Source organism: Micromonospora sp. NPDC051925 (assembly GCF_044548625.1).
Taxonomy (GTDB): domain Bacteria; phylum Actinomycetota; class Actinomycetes; order Mycobacteriales; family Micromonosporaceae; genus Micromonospora.
The window spans coordinates 209,432-235,371 of sequence record NZ_JBIUCH010000004.1; the positions used below are offsets into that span (position 1 = coordinate 209,432).

Annotated in this window: 27 protein-coding genes, 2 pseudogenes and 1 CRISPR repeat array; of the genes and pseudogenes, 18 read left to right on the forward strand and 11 right to left on the reverse strand. The window is 74.0% G+C overall.

Features of this window, described 5'->3' with window-relative positions; all coding sequences use genetic code 11:
• The first annotated feature begins 14 nt into the window (after nucleotides 1–14).
• On the forward strand, nucleotides 15–803 hold the full coding sequence (locus tag ACIG87_RS07385) for an ABC transporter ATP-binding protein (RefSeq protein WP_396849261.1): 789 nt from the start codon (nucleotides 15–17) through the stop codon (nucleotides 801–803).
• Here the strand turns inward: ACIG87_RS07385 and ACIG87_RS07390 are convergent.
• The 3 genes from ACIG87_RS07390 to ACIG87_RS07400 are packed head-to-tail and all read right to left on the reverse strand — an operon-like array spanning nucleotide 776 to nucleotide 3,443.
• Nucleotides 776–1,354, reverse strand: a complete 579-nt coding sequence (locus ACIG87_RS07390; RefSeq protein ID WP_396849029.1) for a GerMN domain-containing protein — start codon at nucleotides 1,352–1,354, stop codon at nucleotides 776–778. The two genes, ACIG87_RS07385 and ACIG87_RS07390, sit on opposite strands and share 28 nt — an antisense overlap.
• 50 nt (nucleotides 1,355–1,404) lie before the next feature.
• The gene (locus tag ACIG87_RS07395) at nucleotides 1,405–2,760 is read right to left on the reverse strand and encodes a sensor histidine kinase (protein WP_396849031.1); all 1,356 of its coding nucleotides are present in this window, start codon (nucleotides 2,758–2,760) and stop codon (nucleotides 1,405–1,407) included.
• Nucleotides 2,757–3,443, reverse strand: coding sequence for a response regulator transcription factor (locus ACIG87_RS07400; RefSeq protein ID WP_396849033.1), 687 nt, complete (start codon nucleotides 3,441–3,443; stop codon nucleotides 2,757–2,759). The genes ACIG87_RS07395 and ACIG87_RS07400 overlap by 4 nt, the downstream gene beginning before the upstream one ends.
• A gap of 149 nt (nucleotides 3,444–3,592) precedes the next feature.
• Between ACIG87_RS07400 and ACIG87_RS07405 the strand changes: the two genes are divergently transcribed.
• The 3 genes from ACIG87_RS07405 to ACIG87_RS07415 all read left to right on the forward strand — a co-directional run bounded on the left by ACIG87_RS07405 (nucleotide 3,593) and on the right by ACIG87_RS07415 (nucleotide 4,970).
• Nucleotides 3,593–3,991, forward strand: a complete 399-nt coding sequence (locus tag ACIG87_RS07405; RefSeq protein WP_396849035.1) for an STAS domain-containing protein — start codon at nucleotides 3,593–3,595, stop codon at nucleotides 3,989–3,991.
• Nucleotides 3,988–4,257, forward strand: coding sequence for a GlsB/YeaQ/YmgE family stress response membrane protein (locus ACIG87_RS07410; protein ID WP_396849036.1), 270 nt, complete (start codon nucleotides 3,988–3,990; stop codon nucleotides 4,255–4,257). The genes ACIG87_RS07405 and ACIG87_RS07410 overlap by 4 nt, the downstream gene beginning before the upstream one ends.
• 101 nt (nucleotides 4,258–4,358) lie before the next feature.
• Nucleotides 4,359–4,970, forward strand: a complete 612-nt coding sequence (locus tag ACIG87_RS07415) for an STAS domain-containing protein (RefSeq protein ID WP_396849038.1) — start codon at nucleotides 4,359–4,361, stop codon at nucleotides 4,968–4,970.
• A 91-nt stretch (nucleotides 4,971–5,061) separates the two neighbouring features.
• On the opposite strand, the gene ACIG87_RS07420 is transcribed toward ACIG87_RS07415, so the two are convergent.
• On the reverse strand, nucleotides 5,062–6,912 hold the full coding sequence (locus ACIG87_RS07420; protein ID WP_396849040.1) for a sulfatase-like hydrolase/transferase: 1,851 nt from the start codon (nucleotides 6,910–6,912) through the stop codon (nucleotides 5,062–5,064).
• Between the two features lie 162 nt (nucleotides 6,913–7,074).
• A pseudogene (locus ACIG87_RS07425) lies at nucleotides 7,075–7,791 on the reverse strand (CDP-alcohol phosphatidyltransferase family protein); the annotation flags it as partial.
• Nucleotides 7,792–7,884: 93 nt separating this feature from the next.
• On the opposite strand from ACIG87_RS07425, the gene ACIG87_RS07430 reads away from it, so the two are divergent.
• The 8 genes from ACIG87_RS07430 (at nucleotide 7,885) to ACIG87_RS07465 (ending at nucleotide 14,625) form a co-directional block, all read left to right on the forward strand.
• Nucleotides 7,885–8,865, forward strand: coding sequence for a zinc-binding alcohol dehydrogenase (locus tag ACIG87_RS07430; RefSeq protein WP_396849041.1), 981 nt, complete (start codon nucleotides 7,885–7,887; stop codon nucleotides 8,863–8,865).
• A gap of 4 nt (nucleotides 8,866–8,869) precedes the next feature.
• Nucleotides 8,870–9,268 carry a 6-pyruvoyl trahydropterin synthase family protein gene (locus ACIG87_RS07435; protein ID WP_396849042.1) on the forward strand — a complete coding sequence of 133 codons (399 nt, stop codon included), beginning with the start codon at nucleotides 8,870–8,872 and terminating at the stop codon, nucleotides 9,266–9,268.
• A gap of 3 nt (nucleotides 9,269–9,271) precedes the next feature.
• Nucleotides 9,272–10,306: a glycosyltransferase family 4 protein gene (locus tag ACIG87_RS07440; protein ID WP_396849044.1), complete on the forward strand. Its 1,035-nt coding sequence runs from the start codon at nucleotides 9,272–9,274 to the stop codon at nucleotides 10,304–10,306.
• Nucleotides 10,303–11,223 carry a class I SAM-dependent methyltransferase gene (locus tag ACIG87_RS07445; protein WP_396849046.1) on the forward strand — a complete coding sequence of 307 codons (921 nt, stop codon included), beginning with the start codon at nucleotides 10,303–10,305 and terminating at the stop codon, nucleotides 11,221–11,223. Before ACIG87_RS07440 ends, ACIG87_RS07445 begins: the two co-directional genes overlap by 4 nt.
• 55 nt (nucleotides 11,224–11,278) lie before the next feature.
• Entirely contained in the window at nucleotides 11,279–12,328 is a 1,050-nt protein-coding gene (locus ACIG87_RS07450; RefSeq protein ID WP_396849048.1) for a lysylphosphatidylglycerol synthase domain-containing protein, read from the forward strand.
• A 12-nt stretch (nucleotides 12,329–12,340) separates the two neighbouring features.
• Nucleotides 12,341–12,997 (forward strand): GTP cyclohydrolase II, encoded by a 657-nt coding sequence (gene ribA, locus ACIG87_RS07455; RefSeq protein WP_396849050.1) that lies wholly within the window; start codon nucleotides 12,341–12,343, stop codon nucleotides 12,995–12,997.
• 1 nt (nucleotide 12,998) lies between these two features.
• Nucleotides 12,999–13,736, forward strand: coding sequence for a RibD family protein (locus ACIG87_RS07460; protein WP_396849051.1), 738 nt, complete (start codon nucleotides 12,999–13,001; stop codon nucleotides 13,734–13,736).
• A 151-nt stretch (nucleotides 13,737–13,887) separates the two neighbouring features.
• Nucleotides 13,888–14,625 carry a zf-HC2 domain-containing protein gene (locus tag ACIG87_RS07465; protein ID WP_396849263.1) on the forward strand — a complete coding sequence of 246 codons (738 nt, stop codon included), beginning with the start codon at nucleotides 13,888–13,890 and terminating at the stop codon, nucleotides 14,623–14,625.
• Between the two features lie 77 nt (nucleotides 14,626–14,702).
• Here the strand turns inward: ACIG87_RS07465 and ACIG87_RS07470 are convergent, their stop codons facing one another.
• The gene (locus tag ACIG87_RS07470; protein ID WP_396849052.1) at nucleotides 14,703–14,897 is read right to left on the reverse strand and encodes a hypothetical protein; all 195 of its coding nucleotides are present in this window, start codon (nucleotides 14,895–14,897) and stop codon (nucleotides 14,703–14,705) included.
• Nucleotides 14,898–15,173: 276 nt separating this feature from the next.
• On the opposite strand from ACIG87_RS07470, the gene ACIG87_RS07475 reads away from it, so the two are divergent.
• The 3 genes from ACIG87_RS07475 (at nucleotide 15,174) to ACIG87_RS07485 (ending at nucleotide 17,316) form a co-directional block, all read left to right on the forward strand.
• Nucleotides 15,174–15,545, forward strand: coding sequence for a YciI family protein (locus ACIG87_RS07475; protein WP_396849053.1), 372 nt, complete (start codon nucleotides 15,174–15,176; stop codon nucleotides 15,543–15,545).
• A complete protein-coding gene (locus ACIG87_RS07480) occupies nucleotides 15,542–16,759 on the forward strand; it encodes an RNA polymerase sigma factor (RefSeq protein WP_396849055.1) in 1,218 nt (405 codons plus the stop codon). Before ACIG87_RS07475 ends, ACIG87_RS07480 begins: the two co-directional genes overlap by 4 nt.
• Nucleotides 16,760–16,944: 185 nt before the next feature.
• Entirely contained in the window at nucleotides 16,945–17,316 is a 372-nt protein-coding gene (locus ACIG87_RS07485; RefSeq protein WP_396849057.1) for a YciI family protein, read from the forward strand.
• 123 nt (nucleotides 17,317–17,439) lie between these two features.
• On the opposite strand, the gene ACIG87_RS07490 is transcribed toward ACIG87_RS07485, so the two are convergent.
• Entirely contained in the window at nucleotides 17,440–18,834 is a 1,395-nt protein-coding gene (locus tag ACIG87_RS07490; protein ID WP_396849059.1) for a cation:dicarboxylate symporter family transporter, read from the reverse strand.
• 116 nt (nucleotides 18,835–18,950) lie between these two features.
• On the opposite strand from ACIG87_RS07490, the gene ACIG87_RS07495 reads away from it, so the two are divergent.
• Together ACIG87_RS07495 and ACIG87_RS07500 are read left to right on the forward strand one after the other, a co-directional pair.
• Nucleotides 18,951–20,540, forward strand: a complete 1,590-nt coding sequence (locus ACIG87_RS07495; RefSeq protein WP_396849061.1) for an ATP-binding protein — start codon at nucleotides 18,951–18,953, stop codon at nucleotides 20,538–20,540.
• The gene (locus tag ACIG87_RS07500; protein WP_396849063.1) at nucleotides 20,537–21,217 is read left to right on the forward strand and encodes a response regulator; all 681 of its coding nucleotides are present in this window, start codon (nucleotides 20,537–20,539) and stop codon (nucleotides 21,215–21,217) included. The genes ACIG87_RS07495 and ACIG87_RS07500 overlap by 4 nt, the downstream gene beginning before the upstream one ends.
• A gap of 43 nt (nucleotides 21,218–21,260) precedes the next feature.
• Here the strand turns inward: ACIG87_RS07500 and ACIG87_RS07505 are convergent, their stop codons facing one another.
• Nucleotides 21,261–22,262, reverse strand: coding sequence for a LacI family DNA-binding transcriptional regulator (locus ACIG87_RS07505; protein WP_396849064.1), 1,002 nt, complete (start codon nucleotides 22,260–22,262; stop codon nucleotides 21,261–21,263).
• Nucleotides 22,263–22,479: 217 nt separating this feature from the next.
• Between ACIG87_RS07505 and ACIG87_RS07510 the strand changes: the two genes are divergently transcribed.
• Nucleotides 22,480–23,847 (forward strand): PHB depolymerase family esterase, encoded by a 1,368-nt coding sequence (locus ACIG87_RS07510; protein ID WP_396849066.1) that lies wholly within the window; start codon nucleotides 22,480–22,482, stop codon nucleotides 23,845–23,847.
• Between the two features lie 169 nt (nucleotides 23,848–24,016).
• Nucleotides 24,017–24,291: direct repeats of the CRISPR family, unit length 28 nt; unit sequence GGATCACCCCCGCGTGCGCGGGGAACAG.
• A 122-nt stretch (nucleotides 24,292–24,413) separates the two neighbouring features.
• Here the strand turns inward: ACIG87_RS07510 and ACIG87_RS07515 are convergent.
• The 3 genes and pseudogenes from ACIG87_RS07515 to ACIG87_RS07525 all read right to left on the reverse strand — a co-directional run bounded on the left by ACIG87_RS07515 (nucleotide 24,414) and on the right by ACIG87_RS07525 (nucleotide 25,925).
• On the reverse strand, nucleotides 24,414–24,605 hold the full coding sequence (locus ACIG87_RS07515) for a DUF397 domain-containing protein (protein ID WP_396849068.1): 192 nt from the start codon (nucleotides 24,603–24,605) through the stop codon (nucleotides 24,414–24,416).
• Nucleotides 24,596–24,709 (reverse strand): annotated as a pseudogene (locus tag ACIG87_RS07520) (XRE family transcriptional regulator); the annotation flags it as partial. The gene ACIG87_RS07515 and the pseudogene ACIG87_RS07520, both read right to left, overlap by 10 nt.
• Before the next feature lie 34 nt (nucleotides 24,710–24,743).
• The gene (locus ACIG87_RS07525) at nucleotides 24,744–25,925 is read right to left on the reverse strand and encodes an XRE family transcriptional regulator (protein ID WP_396849069.1); all 1,182 of its coding nucleotides are present in this window, start codon (nucleotides 25,923–25,925) and stop codon (nucleotides 24,744–24,746) included.
• Nucleotides 25,926–25,940: the final 15 nt, after the last annotated feature.

Below are 25,940 nucleotides of genomic sequence, written 5' to 3' on the forward strand. Positions count from 1 at the left end.
TGGGCGGGGTCGGGCTGACCCTGGCCTACGAGCGGCGGATCGTGGCGCAGGACCTGTCGGTCGCCGTGCCCGACCGGTCGTTCACCGTGGTGATCGGCCCCAACGCCTGCGGCAAGTCCACCCTGCTGCGCGCCCTGGCCCGGACGCTGCGGCCGACCGCCGGCACGGTGCTGCTCGACGGCCGGGACATCCATTCCCTGCGGTCGCGGGAGGTGGCCCGTACCCTCGGTCTGCTGCCGCAGTCGTCGGTCGCGCCGGAGGGCATCACCGTGGCCGACCTGGTCGCCCGGGGTCGCTACCCGCACCAGGGCCTGCTGCGCCAGTGGTCCGCCGAGGACGAGCGGGTGGTGACCGAGTCGCTGGCCGCCACCGGCGTGGGTGAGCTGGCCGAGCGGCCCGTCGACGAACTCTCCGGCGGGCAGCGGCAGCGGGTCTGGATCGCCATGGCGCTGGCCCAGCAGACCTCCCTGCTGCTGCTCGACGAGCCCACCACCTACCTGGACGTCGCGCACCAGATCGAGGTGCTCGACCTGTGCGCCCGGCTGCACGAGGAGCAGGGCCGCACCCTGGTCGCGGTGCTGCACGACCTGCACCACGCCGCCCGGTACGCCACCCACCTGATCGCCATGCGCGACGGCCGGGTGGTGGCCCAGGGCGACCCGCGCGAGGTGGTCACCGCCCCGCTCGTCGAGGAGGTGTTCGGGCTGCCCTGCCGGATCATCGAGGACCCGGAGACCGGCACCCCGCTGGTCGTGCCCCGGGCCCGCAGCGGACGTCAGTCCGGGCCGGTGACCGCGGGATAGTCGGCGGCGGTCAACGGACCGGACGACAGCGAGCCGTCGGCCCGGGGCACCTCCAACGGTCGGCCCCGCAGCAGGAACGACACCCCGGCGACGTCGGAGCGGCCGTCCAGGGTGCAGACGATCTGACCGTACGCCAGCGCCTCGTCGCTGCGACCGGACTCCTCCCCCGGCGGCTCCACCTCCACCTGGGCCCGCCCGTCGACCAGGCGGGCGTCCACCACGTGCACCGCTCCGGGCAGCGCGGTACCCAACCCGGCCGCCCGCTCGGCCCGGGTGGGGCCGGCCAGCAGGCGACGCAGGTGCCCGTCCACCCCGCCGACGGCGTCGACCTGCCGGACAGTCCGGACCAGCCGGCCGTCGCGGACCAGGCAGAACGCCTGCTCCACCTGGCCCGGCGCGCTGCTCGCCGCCGGGGCGGCCGGCGGGCCGAACGGCGGCTCGACGGCCCGGGGCTGCTCGTCGGCAGGCACCCCGCACCCGGCGGGCAGCAGCAACGCCACCACCGGCAGCAGCACCCGCCACCGGCCCGACGACTGCGTCCGCCGGGTCACGGCCGGCGGGTGCCTCCGCCGGGTCACGGCCGGCGGGTGCCTCCGCCGGGTCACGGCCGGCTCCCCGGCAGCTCCACCCGGAACCGGGCGCCACCGCCGGGCCGGTCGCCGACCGAGGCCCGGCCACCGTGGGCGGCGGCGTGCTGGGCGACCAGCGCCAACCCCAGCCCGGTGCCATCACCACCGGCCCGGTCATGCGCGGCCCGGCCCCGGACGAACCGGTCGAAGACCACCTCCCGGTCGGCCAACGGCACCCCGGGGCCGGCGTCGTCGACCTCCACCACCCCGACCCCGTCGGAGACCCACAGCCGCACGGCGACCGGTCCGCCGCCGTAGCGGACCGCGTTGTCCAGCAGGTTGACCAGCAGCTGTTCGACCCGCCGGGGGTCCACCGACCAGGACCCCGGCCGGGGCGGGCCGGTGCCGACCAACGACTCGGGCAGCCCCCGCCCCCGGCACACCCCACGGGCCAACGCCACCACGTCGACCTCCTCCCGAGACGCCGGCCGGTCGCTGCGGGCCAGCTCGATCAGGTCGTTGACCAGCCGCTGGAACCGGGTGATCTCCTCGCTGACCAGGCCGGCGGCGGTGGCCGTACGGTCGTCCAACCGGTCCCGACGCCGGGACAGCACGCTCGCCGCCGCCGACAGCGTCTGCAACGGTGAGCGCAGCTCGTGGGCGACGTCGGCGGCGAACCGGCGGTCCCGTTCGATCCGTACCGCCACCTGGTCGGCCATCCGGTTGAAGGAGGTGGAGAGCCGGGCCAGGTCCGGGTCGGTGCCCGGCGCGAGCCGGGCGGTGACATCCCCCGCCGCGATCTTCTCGGCGGCGTCGGCCACCGCCGTCAACGGACGCAGCCCGTGCCGGGTGGCGTACCAGCCGAGAGCCGCGCCGGAACCGGCCACGGTGACCGCCACCACGGTCAGCGCCAACGCCAACACCTGGAACGTCTGCTCCAGCTCCCGCAGCGAGGTGATCTCGTAGTAGCCGGTCGAGTCCGGCAGCGGCACCCCGACCAGCAGCGCCGGCTGCCCGTCGACCCGGACCCGCTGCACCCCCGGCTCACCGGCGGCGACCATCGCCATCAGCCCCGCCGGCACCGCGCCGGACGGGCCCTCGTCGGCGGTCCGGGCGTACCAGCGGCCGTCGCGGTGCACCAGCGCCCGGCGGCTTCCACCGGTGTCCAGGGTGCGCAGCACCTCGTACACGTCCGGGGCCTCGGTGTCCAGGCCGGCCCGGACCACCGACGCGTCGAAGTACGCCGCCCGCAGCGCGGTCCGCTCCCGCTCGTCGAGCAGCGAGCGGCGCACCAGTTCGTACGAGATCAACGCCATCAGGGCCGACAGCAACAGCGCGCCGATCGCGAAGGCGGCGGTGACCCGGGCCCGCAGGCCGAGCCGCCTCATCGTTGCAGCTTGTAGCCGAGGCCCCGCAGGGTGACCAGGTGCCGGGGGTTGGCCGGATCGGCCTCGATCTTCTGCCGCAGCCGGCCCACGTGCACGTCGACCAGCCGCTCGTCGCCGGTCTCGTAACCCCACACCCGGCTGAGCAACTGCTGCCGGGACAGCACCCGGCCGGCGTGCTCGGCCAGCTCACAGAGCAACCGGAACTCGGTGCGGGTCACCGGCACCGGCCGCCCGGCCCGGCGCACCTCGCCGGCCTCCGGGCTGATCTCCAACGGGCCGAAGGCCAGCACCGGCACCGCCGCCGAGGTCACCGACGCCGCCGTGCGGCCCCGGCGGCGCAGCGCCCGCAGCCGGGCCGAGAGTTCCTTGATGGCGACCGGCTTGACCAGGTAGTCGTCCGCGCCCGCCTCCAACGCGGCGACGATGTCGTGGGTGTCGTCGCGGGCGCTGACCACCACGATCGGCACGTCGTCGTCGCGGCGCAGCTGCCGGATGCACTCGAAGCCGTCCAGGCCGGGCAGCATCAGGTCCACCAGGACGTAGTCGGCGGCGTCCTGCCGCTGCGCCCGCAGCCCCTCCTCCGCCGTGGCCGCCCCGCGCGCCAGGTAGCCCTCGTCCTCCAGGGCCAGCAGCAGCGCCAGACGGATCCGGTCGTCGTCCTCGATCACCAGTACGCCCGCCATCGGGAAATCGTGCCCGGTGTGCGCCGGCGATGACGAACCGGCTGCGCCGTACGCGGGATTTGTCACGCAACTGACACACGTCCGCGCGGCGCTCGCCAACCTCGGCCCGCAGGCTGGGGACCGGACAGCGAACCGGAAGGAGGCCGATCGTGGGAGCGTCCCGCCCGGAGTGCACCGTACCGCTGGTGGAGGTGTGCGTCACCGACGACCTGGACCTGGCCGCGCTGGCCCGGTCCCGGCAGGTCTTCGACCGGCTCCTCGAACTGCGCCCGGCACACGTGGTGGTGGACCTCTCCGAATGCCGGCACCTCGACGCCGCCGCCGTCGGGCTGCTGCTCGACGTGCACCGGCAACTGGTCCGCCACGGGGGCGTGCTGACCCTGCGGGATCCCAGCGCCCGGGCGTTGCGCGTGCTGCGCGCCGCCCGGGTGTCCCGGGTGCTGCCCATGGTCACCACGCCCCGGGCCCTGCCGGTGGGCGGCGGGCTGGTCCCTGCCGCCGCCCACCGGCAGCCCGCCCCGACCCGGCTCCGGGAGTACACCCGGTGAGCGTCACCGGTATCGCCGCCGGCGTCGTCGTCGGGCTCGTGATCGGCGCGTTGGGCCGCCTCATCGTCCCCGGCCGCAAGCAGATCCCGGTCTGGCTCACCCTCGCCGTCGGCCTGGTCGCCGCGCTGCTCGGCACCATCCTGAGCCGGCTGGTCGGCATCGACAGCGACGGCTACACCCTGCGGCAGTTGATCGTGCAGGTCGGCCTGGCCGGGGTCGCCGTGGCGCTGGTCGTCGGCACCGCCGGGCGGCCCACCGAGTCCTGACCCCCGGATCCGGTCGTGGTCCGACGCGCGGGGTGTCCGGTCGACCACCGCGCGCCGGGCCACGGCCCACGCCGGCTTCCATCCTGATGGAGGAGAGACCGATGACCGTCGTACCGGACGACCCGCTGATGACGCTGATCTGCGACAGCTGCGGGACGGTGGCGAGCGGCCCGGCCTGCGTCCTGCCCGACGCCGAGGTGGTCTGGACGTTCGTCGCCGAGCAGGGCTGGACCGGCTCGCCGTTCGCCACCGGCCCGCACCGCTGCCCCCGCTGCGAACTGGTGCCCGGACCGGCCCCGGTGACGGCCCGCGCGCCCCGCCGCGCCGACACCCTCGGCGTGCTCGGCGTCGAACACCTCGACGAGGTGGTGATCGTCACCGCCGCCGGTGACCTGGACATCGCCACCGGCGACGACCTGCACGGCGCGCTGTCGGAGGCGGTCGACGCCGACCGGCACGTGGTGGTCGACCTGGTCCGGGTGCACCTGATCGACTCCACCGCGCTCGGGGTGCTGGTCCGGGCCCGGCAGGACGCCCGGCAGCGCGGACGACGGCTCAGCCTCGCCGGGCCGTCCCGGTTCGTCCGCACCGTCCTGCACACCATGCGGCTGGACCGGGTCTTCCCGGTCTTCGACAACCGGCGGGACGCGGTGCGCTGGTCCCGCTCCGCCACCGCCACCGAGCGGACCCCGCAGCGCAGCGCGGCCGGGTGAGGCCCCGACCGGCTCCCCCGGCCGGGGACACCCGGCGGGGCCGAGCCCCGCGCCGCGCTGCGGCTGCCCAGCAGCGCTGCGGCGCTCGGCCTCAGCGCGGCGCGGCGACGTGGGCCGACGGTTGCGGACCGAACGCGGTGAGGAACCGGTCCCGGAAGGTGTCCATCCGCCACACCGGCGCGTCCGGTCCGGGGCGCAGCCCCTCCTGCCAGCCCCAGTCGGCCACCCGGGCGAGCACCGCCGGATCGCGGGCGACGATGGTGATCGGCACGTCCCGGCTGGCGTTCGCCCCGGTGACCAGTGGGGACGGCTGGTGGTCACCGAGGAACACCAGCACCAGGTCGTCGTCGCCGTACGTCTCGACGTAGGAGATCAGGCTGTTCAGCGAGTACTCGATCGCCCGGCGGTAACCGGTGCGGACCTCGGTGGTGCTCCGCCCCACCACGTCCTTCGGGTTGAACGCCACAGACGTCGGCCGTTTGTAGATCGAGCCGTCCCCGACGTGGTCCCAGTCGAGCATCCGGGGGATCGCCGCCCACGGGGAGTGGCTGGAGATCAGTGGGATCTCCGCCATGATCGGGGCACGCCCGGGGGTGGCCCGCTCCCGGCGTTGGAAGGTGGACAGGGTGTACTGGTCGGGCATCGGCGCATAGCTGAACTGCGGTCCCCGGTAGTCCAGCCCCGCCGCGTCGAGGTAGCGGTCGTAGCCGAAGAACGCCCCCTCCGGCCAGGGCGAGGTGGCCGCCGGCATCACCCCGACCGACTGCCAGCCGGCCCGCCGGAACGCCTTGTTGAGGGTGAGCCGGTCGCTGGCCAGCAGGCTGTCGTGCCGTTGCTGGTTGTCGATCCACAGCCCGGACAGCAGCGTGTCGTGGGCCAACCAACTCCCCCCGCCGGCGGTGGGCGAGGTCAGGAAGCCGCTGCGGGCGGTGAACCCGGCGCTGGCCAGCCGCCGGGTGCCGCCGTCCAGCACCGCGCCGACCTGCCCGGCGAACTCCGGGTCCTCGACCGCGTCCCGGCCGTAGCTCTCCACGAAGGCCAGCACCACGTCCTTGCCGCGTAGCGCGGTGAGCAGCTGGTCACCCGGGGTGTCGCGGTAGGCGTCCCGGGCGACCTGGGCGGCGAACGCCCGCCGGTCCCGCAGCCCCGTGCCGACCTGGGCCACATGCTGCCCGACCAGGGTCGCCGTGCCGGAGTCGGCGATCGGCACGCCGAGAGTCGCGGCGGTCACCCAGAGGGCGGTGAGACCGGCCAGCACCCGGACGGTGGTCCGCCGGTGCCGGGCCGCCACCCGGGTCAGCCGTAGCACCGACCAGGTGGTCAGCACCAGGAGCGCGACCACCAGGGCGACCAGCCCCACGGCGGCGGCGACCGCCCCGCCGGTGCCCACCGAGTCGGCGACGAAGGCGTACCCGTCGTCCAGCAGCACCCAGTCGAGCACCAGGTCGAACGGGCGGGCCAGGCTGGCCGACATGCCCATGTCGAGCACCTTGACGATGGCGACCAACCCCAGCGCCACCCCGATCGGCAGCGCGACCCGCCGTCGCGCCCGGCCGGGCAGGGCCAGCAGGAGCGCGGCGGCGACCAACCCCTCGACCGGGACGCGCAGGAACGCGACGGCGGTCAGCTGGTCGAGCCGGTCCGGTGCGGTCAGCACCGCCAGGGTCAGCAACCCGGCCAGCACGGTGGTCACCCGGGCCGCGACGGCGGGCCACCGCCGACGTCCCGCCGCCACCGACGCGGGCACCGCCCCGACCGTCGGGTCCGGCACGTCGTCGGCGGACTCGGCGGGCCGGACCGGCGCGTCGTCCACAGCGGCCTCGACCGTCGGGGCCGGCGCGACGTCGCCGGTCCGGGCCGCCTCGGCGGCGGGTTCGGCGGTCGGGGCGGCGGGTTCTCCGAGCGGCGTGCTCCGGCGACGCAGGCGTGACAGCAACGACACTCCGAATGGTCCTTCCTGGGGAGGGCCCGGCGGCACGGCCGGGCAACGGGTCGACGGTCCGACTCAGACCGGCTGGTGGGCGACGAACGACCGGTCGGCGATGGCCTCGACCCGGGGCCGCACCGACGGTACGGACGGCAGCGTCGCGACGGACGACACCAACGGGACGGACGTCGGCGCGGCGATCCGGGCGGGCCGGTGCCACCACAGCCAGCCGACGTCGTGGCCGAACGACTCGACCAGCAGCGCCAACGCCACCGCGGCCAGCACGGCGGCCACCGGCCGGGCCAGCACCTCGGCGGCGACGACGAGCAGCAGGACGCCCTGCGCGGCGGCGACCACCTTGCGCCAGTAGCGCGGCGGCAGCGTCCCCCGCATCCAGGGCAGCAGCCAACCGGCGACGACGAAGGCGTACCGCAGGCCACCGATGGCGAGCACCCACGGCCCCACCGCCGGTGCCACCTGGACGCTGAGCACCAGGATGAGGAACGCGTCGACCTCCATGTCGAAGCGGGCCCCGAGCGCGCTGACCGTGCCGGTGCGACGGGCCACCCAGCCGTCCACCGCGTCCAGGGCCAGCGCCACCGCGGTCATCGGCACCAGCACCCCCAGCGGGGCGGAGCCGTCGAGGGCGGAGACGACCAGGGCGGTCACCCCGCCGACCAGCACCCCCCGGGCCAACGTCACCTGGTCCGCCGGCCCGAGCCGGTCGGCGGCGCGGCGGCGCAGACCGCGCCGCAGCGCGACACAGGTGACGACGCCGTACGCGAGGCCGGCCAGCCAGCCGGCGACGTCGAGCCCGACGGTCGCGGCCAGCCCGGCCAGCAGGACGGTCTGTACGGTCAGGCCGAGCACCGGACCGGTTCGAACCCTGGACACCCTGCCTCCGTGTTTATGATCGACGACTTCGGCAGTGGTACGGAGGCCGCGGCCGTTTCGTTCGGTTCCGCCGGCAGATGAGGAGAAAACCTCGTGACCCCCCATGCCCGCGCCTTCTGGCTCCGCTCTCCCGGGGTCGGTGAGCTACGGACGGTGACGCTACCCACTCCCGGACCCGACGAGGTGCTGGTCCGCAGCCTGTATTCCGGGGTGAGTCGCGGCACCGAGACGCTGGTCTTCACCGGCGGCGTGCCGCGCAGCCAGTACGCGGCGATGCGCGCCCCGTTCCAGGAGGGCGACTTCCCCGCCCCGGTCAAGTACGGCTACCTGAGCGTCGGCGTGGTCGAGGCCGGTCCGGCGGCGCTGCGCGGCCGGACGGTGTTCTGCCTCTACCCGCACCAGAGCGCGTACGTGGTGCCCGCGGCGGCGGTGACCCCGGTGCCGGACGACGTGCCGGCGGCCCGCGCGGTGCTGGCCGGCACGGTGGAGACGGCGGTCAACGCGCTGTGGGACGCCGCGCCGCTGGTCGGCGACCGGGTCAGCGTGGTCGGCGGCGGGATGGTCGGGTGCAGCGTCGCGGCGCTGCTGGCCCGGTTCCCCGGCGTCCGGGTCGAACTGGTCGACGCCGATCCGAGCCGGGCGGCGGTCGCCACGGCGCTGGGGGTGGACTTCGCCACCCCGGAGGCGGCGACCGGCGGGCGGGACCTGGTGGTGCACGCCAGCGCCAGCGGCGCCGGGTTGCAGCGCAGCCTGGACCTGCTCGCCCCGGAGGGCACCGTGGTCGAGCTGAGCTGGTACGGCGACCGACCGGTCGAGCTGTCGCTGGGCGGGGCGTTCCACTCCCGCCGGTTGACCGTGCGCAGCAGCCAGGTCGGCACGGTCTCCCCGGCGCGGGCCTCCCGGCGCGGCTTCGCCGACCGGCTGGCGCTCGCCCTGGAACTGCTCGCCGACCCGGTGTTCGACGCGCTGCTGACCGGGCGGTCCCGCTTCGCGGAGCTGCCCGACGTGCTCGACCGACTGACCTCGGGGAACCTCCCCGCGCTGTGCCATCTGATCACCTACGACGAGGAGTGACGCCGTGTTCAGCGTGACCGTACGGGACCACATCATGATCGCGCACAGCTTCCAGGGGGAGGTGTTCGGGCCGGCGCAGAAGCTGCACGGGGCCACCTTCGTCGTCGACGCCACCTTCCGCCGCCCCGAACTGGACGACGACGGCATCGTGGTGGATATCGGCCGGGCCACCGAGGAGCTGAAGGCGGTGCTGGCCGACCTGACGTACCGAAACCTGGACGACGAGCCGGCGTTCGCCGGGCAGAACACCACCACCGAGGTGCTGTGCCGGGCCATCGCCGACCGGCTCGCCGACCGGGTGCACGCCGGTGGGCTCGGCGCGGGCGCCCGGGAGCTGGCCGGGATCACGGTCACCCTGCACGAGTCGCACATCGCCTGGGCCAGCTACGAGCGGTCGTTGTAGACCATGCCGGCGGTACACGTCGTCCTCCCGGGCGACATCGACGACCCGGCCACCCCGAGCGGCGGCAACGCGTACGACCGGCGGGTCTGCGCCGGGCTGGCGGCAGCCGGGTGGACGGTGCGCGAGCACGGCGTACCCGGGGACTGGCCGCACCCCGACGAAGCCGCGCGGGCGGACCTGGCCGCAGTGCTCGCGGCCCTGCCGGCCGGCACGGTGGTGCTGCTCGACGGGCTGGTCGCCTCGACCGTGCCGGAGCTGCTGGCGGCGCAGGCCGGCCGGCTGCGCCAGGTGGTGCTGGTGCACATGCCGCTGGGCGACGCCGCCGAGGCCGACGCCCTGCGGCACGCCGACGCGGTGGTCACCACCAGCGGCTGGACCCGGGACCTGCTGCTGGCCCGGCACCCGCTGGACCCGGCCCGGGTGACGGCGGCCGTGCCGGGTGTCGACCCGGCCGACCCGGCCCCCGGCACGGTGGCCGGCACGGCGCTGCTCTGCGTGGCGGCGGTCACCCCGGTCAAGGGGCACGACGTGCTGGTCGACGCGCTGACCGGGCTGGCCGACCGACCGTGGACGCTGGACTGCGTCGGCGCGCTCGACCGCGATCCGGCCTTCGTGACCGGGCTGCGGCAGCGGGTCGAACGCGACGGGCTGGCCGGGCGGGTGCGCTGGCGCGGGCCGCTGACCGGACCGGCGCGGGACGCGGCGTACGCCGGGGCGGACCTGCTGGTGCTGGCCTCCCGTGCCGAGACGTACGGGATGGTGGTCACCGAGGCGCTGGCCCGGGGTGTCCCGGTGCTGGGCACCACCGCCGGTGGGGTGCCCGAGGCGCTGGGGCGGACCGCCGACGGCACCGCCCCCGGTGTGCTGGTGCCGCCGGGCGATCCGGTGGCCCTGGCCGGTGGGCTGCGCCGCTGGCTGCACTCGGCCGACCTGCGGGACCGGCTGCGCCGCGCGGCCCGGGACCGGCGGGTCGACCTGCCCGGTTGGCCGGCCACCACGACGGTGATCGCCCAGGTGCTGGACGGAGTACGGACATGACCGAGTACGCCACCGACCCGTTCGCCGACTGGCTGCGGCTGCGGGAACCCGCCGACGCCGACGCCCGCTGCGGGGAACTGGTCGACCTGCTCCGCGCCCGGCTCACCGGCAGGTCCGGCATCTCTGCCACCCCCGGGCACGGCCCCGGCTGGTCCGGCCCGGCGGTGCTCGGCCCCGACCGGTCCGCCATGCCGAAGCCCCGCCCCGGGAACCGGCCCCTGGTCGTGCACGACCTGGGCAGCGGCACCGGCTCGATGCTGCGTTGGCTGGCTCCGCTGCTGCCCGGCCCGCAGCGCTGGGTGCTGCACGATCGGGATCCGGGTCTGCTGGACCGGGCCGGCGCGACGGTGCCGGTCGCGGCCGACGGCAGCCCGGTCGAGGTGACCACCCGGCGGGGCGACATCACCCGGCTGACCGCCGCCGACCTTGCCGACGCCGGGCTGGTCACCGCGTCGGCGCTGCTGGACATGCTCAGTGCCGACGAGGTCGCCCGGATCGTGGCCGCCTGCGCGGGCGTCGGCTGTCCGAGCCTGTTCGTGCTCTCCGTGGTCGGTCGGGTGGTGTTCGACCCCGCCGACCCGCTGGACGCCGAGATCGCCGCCGCCTTCGACGCCCACCAACGGCGTACCGTCGACGGCCGGGTCCTGCTCGGCCCGGACGCCGCCGCGGCGGCCGGCGCGGAGTTCACCCGGCACGGGGTGCCGGTGGTCGTGCGGCCGAGCCCGTGGCGGCTCGGGCCAGACCGGGCGGCGCTGCTCGTCGAGTGGTTCGACGGCTGGCTCGACGCGGCCGTCGAGCAGCGCCCCGACCTGGCCGCCCGGACGGCCGGGTACGCCCGGTGGCGGCGGGCCGAGGCGGCGGCCGGTCGACTCACCGTCACCGTCGGCCACGACGACCTGCTCGCCGGGCGGGAATGAACCGGGTCGCCGGCCGGTACGTGAGAAAGGACAAGATCTTCCGAGGAGGAACCGCGTGTCACCGGACGCCACCGGCACATCTGCTGCCCGCGAGACCTCCGCCCGTCCTGCCGGGGCCGCGGCCTGGGCGTGGGTGAGCAACCTGGGCGGGGTGGGTCTGGTCGCGGCGCTGCTGTGGTGGCTGGGCACCGGGCCCGCCCTGGCCGGGCTGCGCCGGATCGACACCCCGGCGGTGCTGGCCGCGCTGGCGCTGGGCGCGCTGGCCACGGTCGGCTGCGCGTGGCGGTGGCGGCTGGTCGCCGAGGGGCTCGGCGTCCGGCTGCCACTGGGCACGGCGGTGGCCGACTGCTACCGGGCGGTCTTCCTCAACGCGACGCTGCCCGGCGGGGTGCTCGGTGACGTGCACCGGGCGGTGCGGCACGGCCGGGAGGCCGGTGACCTGGGTCGGGCCGTCCGGGCGGTGGTCTGGGAACGGACCGCCGGGCAGGTGGTCCAGGTGGCGCTCGCGGCGGTGCTGCTGCTGGCGCTGCCGTCGCCGGTGCGGCCGTACCTGCCGACGGTGACGGCGGTGGCCGTGGCGGTCGGCCTGGTGCTGCTGGTGCTGGTGCGGGCGCTGCCCCGATCGGGGCCGTCGCGTCGGGCGCGGGCGTTGCGCGCCGCCGCCGCCGACCTGCGGGCCGGGCTGCTGGGCCGGCGCACCGGGCCGGGTGTGCTGCTCGCCTCTACGGTGGTGGTCGGCTGCCACCTGGCGACGTTCGTGCTGGCGGCCCGGGTGGCCGGGGCCACCGCGCCACTGACGGTGCTGGTGCCGCTGACCCTGCTGGCCCTGTTGGCGATGGCGCTGCCCGCCAACGTGGCGGGCTTCGGCCCGCGCGAGGGCGTCGCCGCCTGGGCGTTCGGGGCCGCCGGCCTGGGGGCCGCCCAGGGGGTGTCGACCGCCCTGGTGTACGGGGCGCTGGTGCTGGTCGCCGCCCTGCCGGGCGCCGCCGTGCTGGTGCTGCGGGGGCGTCCGGCCGCGCTGCGCGAACGACGGGGTGACCGTACGGTGGGAGCCCAGGGTGGTTCCTCACCGGTACCCGCTGCCGGGCTGGCCGGCAGCACCTGACAGAGGAGACACATGTACGACGCACTGCCGGCCGCGACGGTCCGGACACAGGTCACGGTCCCGCTCCGGTTCCCCGACGGGTACGCCACGACGGCCCGGGTCTTCTCGTTCGACGGGCTGTTGGACGGTCGGGAGCACCTGGCGTTCGGGCTGGGCGACTGGGCGGGGGCGCTGCGCCGACACGCGGCGGGCGGGGCGGCGCCGCTGGTCCGCCCGCACAGCGAGTGCCTGACCGGGGACGTCTTCGGCAGCCAGCGCTGCGACTGCGGGCCGCAGCTACGCGAGGCGGTCCAGCGGATCACCGAGGCGGGCGGGTTCCTGCTCTACCTGCGTCAGGAGGGACGCGGCATCGGCCTCTACCCGAAGCTGGACGCGTACGCCCTCCAGGACGCCGGGTTGGACACCTACCAGGCGAACGTGGCGCTCGGGCACGACGAGGACGAACGGGACTACCGGGCCGCCGCGCAGATGCTGGCGGTGCTGGGCGTGCCGGAGCTGGTGCTGTTGAGCAGCAACCCGGACAAGGCCGAGCAGTTGGCCCGGCTGGGCGTGACGGTGGCCGAGGTGGTGCCGACCGGGGTGTTCCTGTCCCCCGCCAACGCCGACTACCTGGCGGCGAAGGCGAGCCGGGCCGCGGCCCGGTCCGTCGACCTGCCGTCGTTGAACTGAGATGGGTGTCGTGCCGGCCGGGACGGCGGCCACCGCCGAACCGGCGTCGACCGGGCGGCCGTACGTGCTGCTCAGCTGCGCCACGTCGATCGACGGGTACATCGACGACGCGACCGAGCAGCGGCTGCTGCTGTCCAACGCCGAGGACATGGAACGCATCGACGCCGTCCGGGCCGGCTGCGACGCGATCCTGGTCGGCGCGGGAACGATCCGGGCGGACGACCCCCGGCTGGTGATCCGCTCGGCACGGCTGCGGGCCACCCGGCAGGCCGCCGGGCTGCCGCCGTCGCCGGTGAAGGTGACCCTGACCGCCCGGGGACTGCTGGACCCGACGGCCCGGTTCTTCACCGTCGGCGACGCCGAGAAGATCGTCTACTGCGCCGGTCCGGCAGTGGCGAAGACCACCGAACTGCTCGACGGGCTGGCCACCGTGGTGGACTCGGGTGACCCGCTGGACCCGGCCCGCGCCCTGGCGGACCTGGCCGGCCGGGGGGTGGAACGGCTGATGGTGGAGGGCGGCGCGACGGTGCACGCCCGGTTCCTCACCGCCGGGCTCGCCGACGAACTGCACCTGGTGGTCGCCCCGTTCTTCGTCGGCGACCGCCGGGCGCCCCGGTTCGTCGGCGACGGCGCGTTCCCGTGGCATCCGGGCCGGCGGGCCAGAGTCGCCGAGGTACGCCAGATCGGCGACGTGGTGCTGGTGCGCTACGCCCTCTCGGAGCGCTGCGTCGACGGGTGAGAACGTCCTCACGCAGCGCACCGTCGACGGATGAACCGGTCGACGGGTCCGGTCCGTACCATTCGAGAGAGGCGACCGTCCGGTTCACTACGCTGCGTGGTAGCGGCCGACGGTACGGACGAGGAGTGGCGGGATGAGCGACCATCCCCAGATGCGGTGCGAATCATGGCGGGAGATCCTGTCGGCCCAGCTCGACGGGGAGGAGACCGCCGAGGAACGGGGCGCGGTCCAGGCGCACCTCGACGGCTGCGGGGACTGCCGCGCGTGGCACGAGGTCGCCGCCCTGGTGACCCGACGGGCCCGTACCCGGGTGGTGACGGCGGTACCGGACCTGACCGAGACGATCCTCGCCGCCGTGCCGCCGCCCCGCCGACGGCTCGTCGACCGGTGGCGGGGCGGGCTGACCAACGGCCTGCGGACGGCCCTGGGTCTGCTCGGCGCGGTCCAGCTCGCCCTCGGACTGGCCCAGGTGGGTCAGGGTGTCAGCGCCGAGCACCTGCACCCGACCGGGCAGCATCTGTGGCACGAGTCGGCGGCGTGGAACGTGGCGGTGGGTGCCGGCTTCCTCTTCGTCGCGCTGCGCCGTACCCCGCCTGCCGGGCTGCTGCCGATGCTCAGCGCCTTCGTCGCCACCCTGGTCCTGCTGTCGGTCAACGACCTGGTCACCGCGCAGGTGGCGGTGCCCCGGCTGATCAGCCACGGGTTCCTGGTCGGTGGCTATCTGATCACCGTGCTGCTGTTCCGGCTCGGCCCACGTCCGACCGGCCCGCCGCAGGGACGGCGTACCGGCCGGTCCCGGTGGCGGTTGCGCCTCGACGAGATCGACGAGCCCCGCCGGGTGGCGGCGCAGCCGTACGGCGCGCAGGCCAGCGACCGCCGGGTGGCCTGAGCCGGGCGCAGCGCAGCCACCTGGTTCCCGGGTCGCCGCCGATGTGGCCGCCGCCCGGGGTGCGGTACGGGGCCGGTTCAGTCGAGACCACGGATGAGGTGCGGCTCGGGGTCCGGGTCGGACCAGTCGCACTGTCCGCGCCGGTTCGCCCGCCCCCAGGCGTCCAGGGCGGAGGGTGCCCGGAGCGCCCCGGCCGGCCGACCGGTGCGGGGTCGGCCGGGCCCGGGTCGGACCTCGTGGTCGTCGGAGCTGTCGGTCATCGCGTCCCCCATGCCGAGACACCTCCCATCGTGGCCGGCACCCGGGCCGGACGCACCTTCGCTGTTGCCCAGCTCAACGCGCGATTCGTCTTCCGGCGACGGCCGGCGGGCCGAACCGGACGGGGTCCGCGAACCGGTCGCCGACGGGTGCCACCGACCCGCCGGTGAGAACGACGCGTCGCCATACCGCCACCGACCCGTGGTGAACTGCGGGTTCGGTAACGTGTCGAAGCGGCGGCACTGGTTTCGACCCAGTGGTGTCACCACCACCGAGACCCTGGAGGTGCGGTGAAGTACCTGATCCTGATCAGCCACAACGAGCAGGCGCGCGAAGTGTGGCAGGGCATGTCCGACACCGAACGGCAACTGGGCGTCGGGGCCCACGCCGCCCTCGTCGAAGAGCTGGCCGCGGCCGGCGAACTGATCGCCTCCGAGGCGTTGGCGGACCCGGCCACGGCCCGCCGGGTCCGGGTCGACCGGGGCCGCACGATCGCCACCGACGGTCCCTTCCCCGAGGTGAAGGAGTATCTCGCCGGCTTCTACCTGGTGAAGTGCGACAGCATCGAGCAGGCGGTGGCGCACGCCGCCCGGGTACCCGAGGCACGGCTCGGCCTGGTCGAGGTGCGGCCGGTCCTCGTCGCCGACCGGCCGGACGTGTGACCGTTACGACGGACGTCGAGGAGCTGCTGCGCGAACACGCGCCGCAGGTGCTCTCCACCCTGGTACGACGGCACGGCGACTTCGACACCTGTGCGGATGCCGTCCAGGAGGCCCTGTTGGCGGCAGCCGTGCAGTGGCCGGAGGAGGGGCTGCCGGCGAACCCCCGGGGTTGGCTGACCACGGTCGCCTCCCGCCGCTGGACGGAGCTGTGGCGCAACGACGCCGCCCGCCGTCGCCGGGAACGTGCGGTGGCCGTCCTCACCGGCCCGGGGCCCGCCCCGGTCTCCGCCGTGGACGACACGCTGACCCTGCTGATGCTCTGCTGCCACCCGGCGCTGACCCGGGTCTCCCAGGTGGCGCTCACCCTGCGGGCGGTCGGCGGGCTGAGGACCGCCGAGATCGCCCGTGCCTTCCTGGTGCCGGAGTCGACCGTCGCCCAACGGATCAGCCGGGCCAAGCAGCGCATCCGGGCCGGGGGCGCAGAGTTCCGGATGCCCGCCCCCGAGGACCGCCCGGCCCGGGTGGCCGCCGTGCTGGAAGTCCTCTACCTGATCTTCAACGAGGGCTACACGGCCAGCTCGGGGCCGGTGCTGAACCGGATCGAACTCACCGCCGAGGCGATCCGGCTGACCCGGCAGCTGCACGCGCGCCTGCCCGACGACCCGGAGGTCACCGGCCTGTTGGCGCTGATGCTGCTCACCGACGCCCGCCGGCCGGCGCGGACCCGGCCGGACGGGGCACTCGTCCCGCTGGCCGAGCAGGACCGGTCCCGGTGGGACGGGCGGGCCATCGCCGAGGGCGTCGCGCTGATCACCCGGACCCTGGCGAGCGCGCCGGTCGGGCCGTACCAGGTGCAGGCGGCGATCGCCGCGGTGCACGACGAGGCGTCCCGCGCCGAGGACACCGACTGGCCGCAGATCCTCGGGCTCTACAACGTGCTGCGGCGCATCGCGCCCGGCCCGATGGTCGCGCTCAACCGGATCGTGGCGGTCGCCATGGTGGACGGGCCGGAGGCCGCGCTCACGGAGCTGACCACCGTCCAGACCGATCCCGTGCTCGCCGGCAACCACCGGGTGTACGTCGTCCGGGCGTACCTGCTCGACCTGCTCGGTGACCGGGCAGCGGCCCGGCGGTGCTACCTGCTGGCGGCCCAGGCGACGCTCAGCGTCCCGGAGCAGCGTTTCCTGCGACTGCGCGCGACCCGACGAGCCTGACCACCGGCGGCGCTCCGGCCGGTCGCCGGGCGCGGCCCGCACCTGGCCCCCACTCGGACGGGTGCCGACGCCCGTGCTGCCCTCCTCGACTCGGCGCACGCCAGGTGCTGCTGACCGGATGTCGAAGCCGGCCCGGTGGTCTCGACATACGGGTGGATGGACCGTCGAGCCTTCAGGAGGCACCCATGAAGTACCTGATCATGATCAGTCACGACCGGCAGACCCGGGACGCCTGGCAGCGGATGTCCGACACCGAGCGGGAGATGGGCTTCAAGGCGCACGCATCGCTGGTGGAGGATCTGGCCGAGTCGGGTGAGCTGGTCGTCTCCGCGGCGCTCGCCGACCAGGGCCAGGCCAAGAAGGTCCTGGTCAGCGCCGGCCGGGTCGCGACCATCGACGGCCCGTTCCCCGAGTTCGAGGCGTACGTCGCCGGGATCTACCTGATCGAGTGCGACAGCATCGAGCAGGCGGTCGGGCACGCCGCCCGGATCCCCGAGGCCAACTTCGGCCTGGTCGAGGTCCGTCCGGTGCTCGGTGCCGGTGGCCCCGACATGTGACGGCCCGCCCACGCGGTGGACCCGCGGCACCGGTCGGTGCCGCGGGTCCACGTCCTTCGGGCGGGCCGTCCGCCACTTCGGCCGACCGACAGCGCGCCGGCCATGTCGTACCGCTGACCGGGTTCAGACCCGGGCCGGGACGGCGTCGCCTGCGGCACCGGCGGCGTGTTCGTCGGCGGTCGGGGTGGGGTCGGTGTCGTGGTCCTCGTCGACCATGGTGCTCTCGTCGAAGGGACGTTCCCCGGCCAGTACGGCGCGGGCCTGCTCCCGGTCGAACTCGCCGGTCCAGGTGCCGACCAGGACGGTGGCGACGGCGTTGCCGGCAAAGTTGGTCAACGCGCGGGCCTCGGACATGAACCGGTCGATGCCGACGATCAGGCCGACCCCGTCGACCAGGTCCGGCCGGTGCGACTGGAGTCCACCGGCGAGGGTCGCCAGGCCGGCGCCGGTGATGCCGGCAGCGCCCTTCGACGCGATGATCATGAAGACCAGCAGCGAGACCTGCTCCCCCACCGACAACGGGTCGCCCATCGCGGCGGCGATGAACAGCGAGGCCATGGTCAGGTAGATCGCGGTGCCGTCCAGGTTGAACGAGTAGCCGGTCGGCACCGTGATCCCGACCACCGGGCGGCTCACCCCGACGTGCTCCATCTTGGCGATCAGCCTCGGCAGCGCCGATTCCGACGACGAGGTGGAGACGATCAGCAGGAACTCCCGGCCCAGGTAGCGCAGCAGCGAGAAGATCGAGATCCGGGCGATCAGGCGGAGCAGCAGGCCGAGCACGACGACCACGAAGAGCAGGCAGGTGGCGTAGAAGCCGAGCATGATCTGGGCCAGGCTCTTCAGCGCGTCCACGCCCGTCGCGCCGACCACGGCGGCCATCGCGCCGAACGCGCCGATCGGGGCCAGCCACATCACCATAGAGAGGATCTTGAAGACCAGCCGCTGGATGACGCCGACCGCCCGCAGCACCGGCTCGCCCCGGCCGCCCATGCCCTGCACGGCGAAGCCGACCAGCAGGGCGACCAGCAGGGTCTGGAGCACCTCCCCGCCGGTCAACGAGGAGAGCAGCGAGGTCGGGATGATGCCGAGCAGGAAGTCGACGGTGCCCTCGCTCTCCCCGCCGGCCGCCTGCTGCCCCGCGCCGGCCAGTTCGGCGTTGAGCGCGAGCCCCGAGCCGGGGTGGACCAGGTTGCCGACGACCAGGCCGATCGCCAGCGCCACCGTCGACATGACCAGGAAGTAGCCCAGCGCCAGGCCGCCGACCTTGCCGACCTTGGCCGCCTGCCGTACCGAGCCGACGCCGAGCACGATGGTGCAGAAGATGATCGGGCTGATCATCATCTTGATCAGCGCGACGAAGCCGGTGCCGAGGGGCTTGAGTTCCTGCGCCGCGTCCGGGGCGGCGAGGCCGAGGGCGATGCCCGCGAGGACGGCGACGATCACCGCGATATACAGGTAGTGGGTGCGGTCCCGGCGGGGGCGCACGGCAGGTGCGCTGGTGGTGGGGGTCTCCATGAGTGAGACTGTGGTCCAGGTCTCACCCGGAAGCAGCCTTGCGTTCATTCTGTTCACCGGCGTGAAGCGTCGACGAAACGCCGACCTGAGCGGAGGGGCCGAGGGGCCGGAGGGACATGACCGCACGGAAGTGGAGCATCGCCGGGCAGCTCTTCGCCCTCCAGGCGCTGGTGGTCACCCTGCTGGTCACCGCCGGGGCGCTGGGCGCCGCGTTGCTGGCCCGCGCCGACGCCCGGGAGGCCGCCACCGACGAGGTGCTCGCGGTGGCCGAGACGGTGGCCCGCGCGCCCCAGGTGGTCGACGCGCTGGCCGACCCGGACCCGACGGCCACCCTCCAGCCCTACGCCGAGTCGGTGCGCGCCGCCACCGGAACGGACTTCGTGGTGGTGATGGCCCCGGACCGGACCCGGTACACCCATCCCGACCCGACGCAGATCGGCCAGCCGTTCATCGGCGAGATCGGCCCGGCGCTGGCCGGCCACCCGTGGACCGTGGTCAACACCGGCACCCTGGGCGAGTCGGTCCGCGCCGTCGTCCCGGTACGCGACCCGGACGGCACGGTGACCGGGCTGGTCTCGGTCGGCATCACCACCGAGTCGATCAATCGCAGCCTGCTCTCCCGCGCCCCCGTGCTGCTCGCCGTCGCCGCCGCCGTACTGGCCCTGGCCGGGCTCGGCTCGTGGCTGCTCAGCCGCCGGCTGCGCCGGCAGACCCACGGCCTCGGCCCGGCCCAGATGACCCGGATGTACGAGTACTACGACGCGGTCCTGCACTCGGTCGGCGAGGGGCTGCTGGTGGTGGACGCCCGCCAGCGGATCGCCCTGGTCAACGACGAGGGCAGGCGGCTGCTCGGGCTGACGCCCGACGCCCCGCTGGTGGACCGCCCGGTGACCGACCTGGGCCTGCCGCCGGACCTGGTCGAGCTGGTCACCACCGGGCGGCCCGCGCACGACGAGCTGATCCTGACCGCGGACCGGGCGCTGGTGGCCAACCAACGCCCCACCGACCTCGACGGACGGGCCCAGGGCAGCGTCTTGACCCTGCGCGACCACACCGAACTGCGTGCGCTCAGCAGCGAGCTGGACTCGGTGCGCGGGCTCACCCAGGCCCTGCGCTCCCAGGCGCACGAGGCCGCGAACCGACTGCACACCGTACTCACCCTGGTCGAGCTGGGCCGGGCCGACGAGGCGGTCCGGCTGGCCACCGAGGAGCTGACGCTGGCTCAGCAGCTCACCGACCAGGTGGTGGGGGCGATCGCCGAGCCGGCGCTGGCCGCCCTGCTGCTCGGCAAGTCCGCCCAGGCCGCCGAGCGGGGCGTCGACCTGACCGTCGAGCCGGACTCCCGCCTCGACGTCGGTACGCTGCCCGCGGCCGATCTACTCACCGTGGTCGGCAACCTGGTCGACAACGCGCTGGAGGCGGTGGCCGACGCGCCGCCACCTCGGCGGGTGCGGGTCCGGGTGAACGAGGAGGCCGACGAGGTGGTGGTCGAGGTGGCCGACAGCGGGCCCGGCCTGCCGTCGGAGCAGGTGGCCGACGCGTTCCGCCGGGGCTGGTCCACCAAGCGTGCGGGCCGGGGCATCGGGCTGGCCCTGGTCGGTCAGGTGGTCACCCGGCACGGCGGCCGGTACGACGTCGAGCCCGCTCCCGAGGGCGGCACGGCCTTCCGGATCAGGCTGCCGGTCGCCTCGGGGAGCCCAGGGTGAGCGACGACATCCGGGTGCTCGTGGTCGAGGACGAGGAGCTGATCGCCGAGGCGCACCGCGCGTACACCGAACGGGTTCCCGGTTTCCGGGTGGTGGGGGTGGCGCGGACCGCGCGGGCGGCGCTGGCCGCGCTGCGCGCCGGGGACGCGGTGGACCTGGTGCTGCTCGACTTCCACCTGCCCGACCTGCACGGCCTGGAGGTGTGCCGGGCGATGCGGGCGGCGGGCAGCTCCGCCGACGTGCTCGCGGTGACCTCGGCCCGCGACCTGGCGATGGTCCGCGCGGCGGTCGCCCTCGGGGTGACGCACTACCTGCTCAAGCCGTTCACCTTCGCCGCCTTCCGCGACAAGCTGGAGCGCTACGCGGCGTACCGGGCGCAGGCCTCGGCGGCCGGTGCGGTGGCGGCACAGCACGAGGTGGACCGGATGTTCGCCACCCTGCGCGGCACCCGGGCGGACACCCTGCCCAAGGGGCTCGGCGCGGAGACCCTGGACGCGGTGCTGGCGGCGCTGCGCAGCCGTCCCGGACAGTCCGCGTCGGAGGTCGCCGAGCGGACCGGGACGTCCCGGGTCACCGCCCGGCGCTACCTGGAGCACCTGGCCGACACCGGACGGGTCACCCGCAGCCCCCGCTACGGCACCCCCGGCCGGCCGGAGGTCGAGTACCGCCCCACCTGAGCGGTCCGCCGCGTTGGCCGGTGCCGCCGGCCGTGGGCGCAACTCAGCCTGGAGGCGCGGCGACGCTGGCCCGCGTGACCAGGGTCGGGGCGATGGTGTGCCGCTCCACCGCCCCCGGCCCGGCCTCGATCTGCCGCAGCAGCATCGCCAGGCCGGCGCGGGCCACCGCGTCGAAGTCCGGCCGGACGGTGGTCAACGGCGGGATGAAGTACGCCGCCTCCGGCACGTCGTCGAAGCCGACCACGCTGATCTCCTCCGGCACCCGGCGACCCCGTTCGCTCAGCGCCCGCAGCACCCCCAACGCGAGATGGTCGTTCGCGGCGAAGACCGCCGTCACCTCCGGCATCCGGGCCAGCATCTGCCCACAGCGGTAACCGGACGCCGCGCTCCAGTCGGCCGCCAACACCGGCGGCACCTCCGCCCCGGCCGACCGCAACGCCGCCCGCCAGCCCTCCAACCGGCCGGCGCTGTCGAACCAGTCCGCCGGGCCGGACACGTGCCAGACGGTACGGTGCCCGGCGTCCAACAGGTGGCGGGTGGCCAGCCCGGCCCCCGCCGCCTGGTCGACGGTCACCAACGCCGCCTCCCGGGCCGGATCGCCGTCGACGGTGACCAGCGGCACACCGTGCGGGAGGTGGTCGAGCGCCTCGTCGGCCGAGGCCACCGGGGCGATCACCACGATGCCGGCGACCCGATGGTCGAGGTGCCGCTCCACGGCGGCGGAGATCGACCGCCGGTCGAGCGTGCTGACGCTGCCCACGCTGACCGCGAAACCGGCCGCCGCGGCGGCCTGTTCCAGGGCCGCCAGCAGCGACGCCGGCCCGTACAGGGTGCTGTTCTGGGCGACCACGCCGATCAGATGGGACCGGCCGGTGACCAACGCCCGCGCCGCCCGGTTCGGTCGGTAGCCCAGCTCGGCGATTGCCGCACGGACCCGTACCCGGGTCTGTTCCCGCACATTCGGGTGGTCGTTGAGCACCCGGGAAACCGTCTGGTGGGAGACTCCCGCCAGGCGGGCGACGTCCGTCATCGCAGGACCACGCATGGAGCCATTATCCACCGGGGCGCACGTGCCGGTCGCGGCCCGGTCACCCGTGTCCGCGCCGGTCGGCGGCCGGAAGTTCCGGTGCGGCCGGTCGGGTTGCCAACCCGACCCGGGGTTAACGATACTCATGGATGTTCCTGAGCCGGACATGATCGAGCGCCGGGCAGCCTCGATCGGAGCAGCCGCATTTCCGCGATCCTCCGGAGGAACCTGTCCCATGAGATCCAGGATCAAACTGTTCGGCACCGCCCTGGTCGCCGCCGCGCTCACCGCGCTGGCGGCGATCGCCGCCCCCACACCGGCCTCGGCGGCGTCGCTGACCCAGGTGACGAACTTCGGCAACAACCCGAGCAACCTCCAGATGTACCTGTACGTGCCGAACAACGTCGCGGCCCGGCCCGGCCTGCTGGTGGCGGTCCACTACTGCACCGGCAGCGGCCCGGCGTTCTACTCCGGCACCCAGTACGCGGCCCTGGCCGACCGGTACGGCTACATCGTCATCTACCCCTCGGTGACCCGCAGCAGCAAGTGCTTCGACGTCTCCTCACCGCAGGCGCTGCGCCGCGACGGCGGCAGCGACCCGGTGGGCATCAAGTCGATGGTCGACTACGTCCGGGCCCGGTACCCCGTGGACGGCAACCGGATCTTCGCCACCGGCACCTCGTCCGGGGCGATGATGACCAACGTGCTGCTCGGCGACTACCCCGACGTGTTCGCGGCGGGCTCGGCCTTCGCCGGGGTGCCGTTCGGTTGTTTCGCCACCACCGACGGGTCGGAGTGGAACAGCCAGTGCGCCAACGGGCAGGTCACCAAGACCGCCCAGCAGTGGGGCGACCTGGTACGCAACGCGTACCCCGGGTACACCGGCAAGCGCCCCCGGATGCAGTTGTGGCACGGCACCAACGACGAGACCCTGCGCTACCCGAACTTCGGTGAAGAAATCAAGCAGTGGACCAACGTCAACGGGCTGAGCCAGACGCCGACCTTCACCGACACCCCGCAGTCCGGCTACACCCGTACCCGGTACGGCAGCAGCGGCGGCATGGCGCAGGTCGAGGCGATCAGCATGCAGGGCGTCACGCACAACCTGCCGGTCGACGCCGCCCAGGCGATCCGCTTCTTCGGCCTCGACGCCCCGGCGACCACCACCCCGCCGACCACCCCACCCCCGACCACCGCCCCGCCGACCACCGCCCCGCCCACCACGCCACCGCCGACCACGCCACCGCCGACCACGCCACCGCCGCCGACCACGCCGGGTCCGGGGGCCCTCTGCCGGGTCGAGTACACCGTCAACGCGTGGAACACCGGCCTGACCACCGCCATCACGATCACCAGCCTCAACGATACGGGGGTCAACGGCTGGAGCCTGGCGTTCACCCTGCCGGCCGGGCAGACCATCACCAGCGGCTGGAACGCGACCTACTCGCCGACCAGCGGAGCGGTCACCGCCCGCAACGTCTCGTACAACGCGAACATCGCGCCGGGGGCCTCGGTCAGCATCGGCTTCCAGGCCAACCACACCGGCGACACCGGGAAGCCGCCCTCCTTCACCCTCAACGGCTCCCCCTGCTCCGTCGCCTGATCCATCGTGCGGGCACCGGCCTCCCGCCGGTGCCCGTACCCCGGTCGGCGGTGGTAGGCAACGTCCGAGGCGTCGCCACCACCGCCGGCACGGAAACAGCGATGCCCGCCGATGGCAACAAGGTTGTACGGGAGAACCGGACATCTCCGGCGTCCCGGCGATCAGCAGCGGATCACCCCCGCGATGCGCGGGGAACATTCCGACGTTGGCAATGCGCGTCACGATCCCCTCGGGATCACCCCCGCGTGCGCGGGGAACAGGCCGTGGCCGCCGACCTACGGCAGCCGCGCCTGGGATCACCCCCGCGTGCGCGGGGAACAGTAGCCGCCCACAGCGCGGACGCGACTACACCGGAGGATCACCCCCGCGTGCGCGGGGAACAGACGGACAGAACACTCACCCCGTCCACGCTGGCGGGATCACCCCCGCGTGCGCGGGGAACAGCCTTCCTGAGCTGGGACGCTATAGATCAACTTCTCGGATTTCCTTCACTTTGCTTCACACGGGCCACCTCTTGGCAGCGCATCCGTTGGACGGCGTGAGGCCCGGCCACAACGTACGTGAGCTTACTGACGTGCCCTCGCGAACTCGACAAAGACCCGCCAAGCCGCCGGACCGAAGGTGAGCGTCCCACCAGCACGATCCTTTGTGTCACGGACGAGAACCACGTCGGGAAGGTTGTCCGCGACCTCGACGCACGACCCGCCGTTGTTGCCGCTCTTCGCACTCTTGCGCCACCGGGCGTCAGTCAGGTCCATGTTTCCGCCGCCTCCTTGATCAGGTCCAGCGATCGAGGACGGGAGAGGGTCTCGCTCCTGATGTACTCCCATCTGCGGTTCAGCGTAGCAACGTCCGCAGGTTCATTGACGATCTCCGCTCGCGTCCGACTGTCGAAGTTATGCAGTCTCGGTCGAGGCGGTGGGAGCGCCCAGTGCGCGCAGTTCGTCCAGGTAGGCTGCGACCTCCCGCTCTGCCGGGTACCGGTCCGCGAGGAGTTGACGCAACTCGCCGGACACCATCAGCAGCGAGGGCAGTGACTTCCGCGCGCCGGAGATCGCTCGACGCCCCCAGTCGACGGCCCGGTCGACATCCCCTTCCCTGGCCGCAAGGACGCCGCGTGTCAACTGCGCCTCGGCAATGCGCATCGGCAGACGCGGCGTTCCGTCGAGATGGGTGCTGGAGCGCACCACCTCATCCGCGTACACCGCCGCCCGCTCGTTGTCGCCGACCAGCCGATAGCAGTCCATGGCGTAGAAATCGAACTTGGCGGGATCGACCACGAAATGATGGTCCACATCCTCGGGATAGGGGAGCTTTTCGAGGATGGTCCGGCCGTGTTCGAGTGCCAACTCCATCTCTCGCCGGTCACCTATTCGAGCCCACGCCTTCGCCCGCTGCGCCGCGAGCTGAACGGTGACGCTGCGGTCGCTGGCGACGGACTCCCCCGCACTGGACGCGGCGATCACCCCCCGATAGTCGCCCTGTGTGATGGCGAACCATGCCGCCAGTTCGTGAGCCCAGCCCATCACGTCGGCGTCTCCGGCCTCCTCACCGAGCGAGAGCGCCACCCGCCGGGTAGCTCTCGCGTCGCGCCGTCGACCCATGTCGTACTCCACGCAGCCGACGAGCAGAGACACCGTTCCGGCGAGCGACAACACCTCCCGGTGCTGAGTGAGGGTCAGCCGCCGATCGAGGAGGTCGCAGATGCGGCGGAGCCAGGCATGGCCTTCGACCGAGAGTTGCTCCGGACTCGCGTACGGATACTCCGCGCAGAGCCGGTCGGCGGTGATGCGCAACGCTTCGAGCGTCCCGGCGGAAACGTCGGAAAGCCGGAGGCGGGACACCAGTTCGAGGGTGTTCATGCCTACGCCTTCCAGCAGCTCAACCTTGGTGCTGCGCCGGCCTGGACGAGGGAAGAAGGCGGAACTCACCGTACCGAAGGTCTTTGCGATGAGCGGCTTGTAGAAGTCGTCGGGCTCGACCTCCCCCGACTCCCACCGTTTCCAGTTTCTCGACAAGCTCGAGAGGGCCGGAATCGCCTGGTCGGAGTTGCTTTCGAGCACGCGAACCGCGTCCACCTGTGACCAACCGCG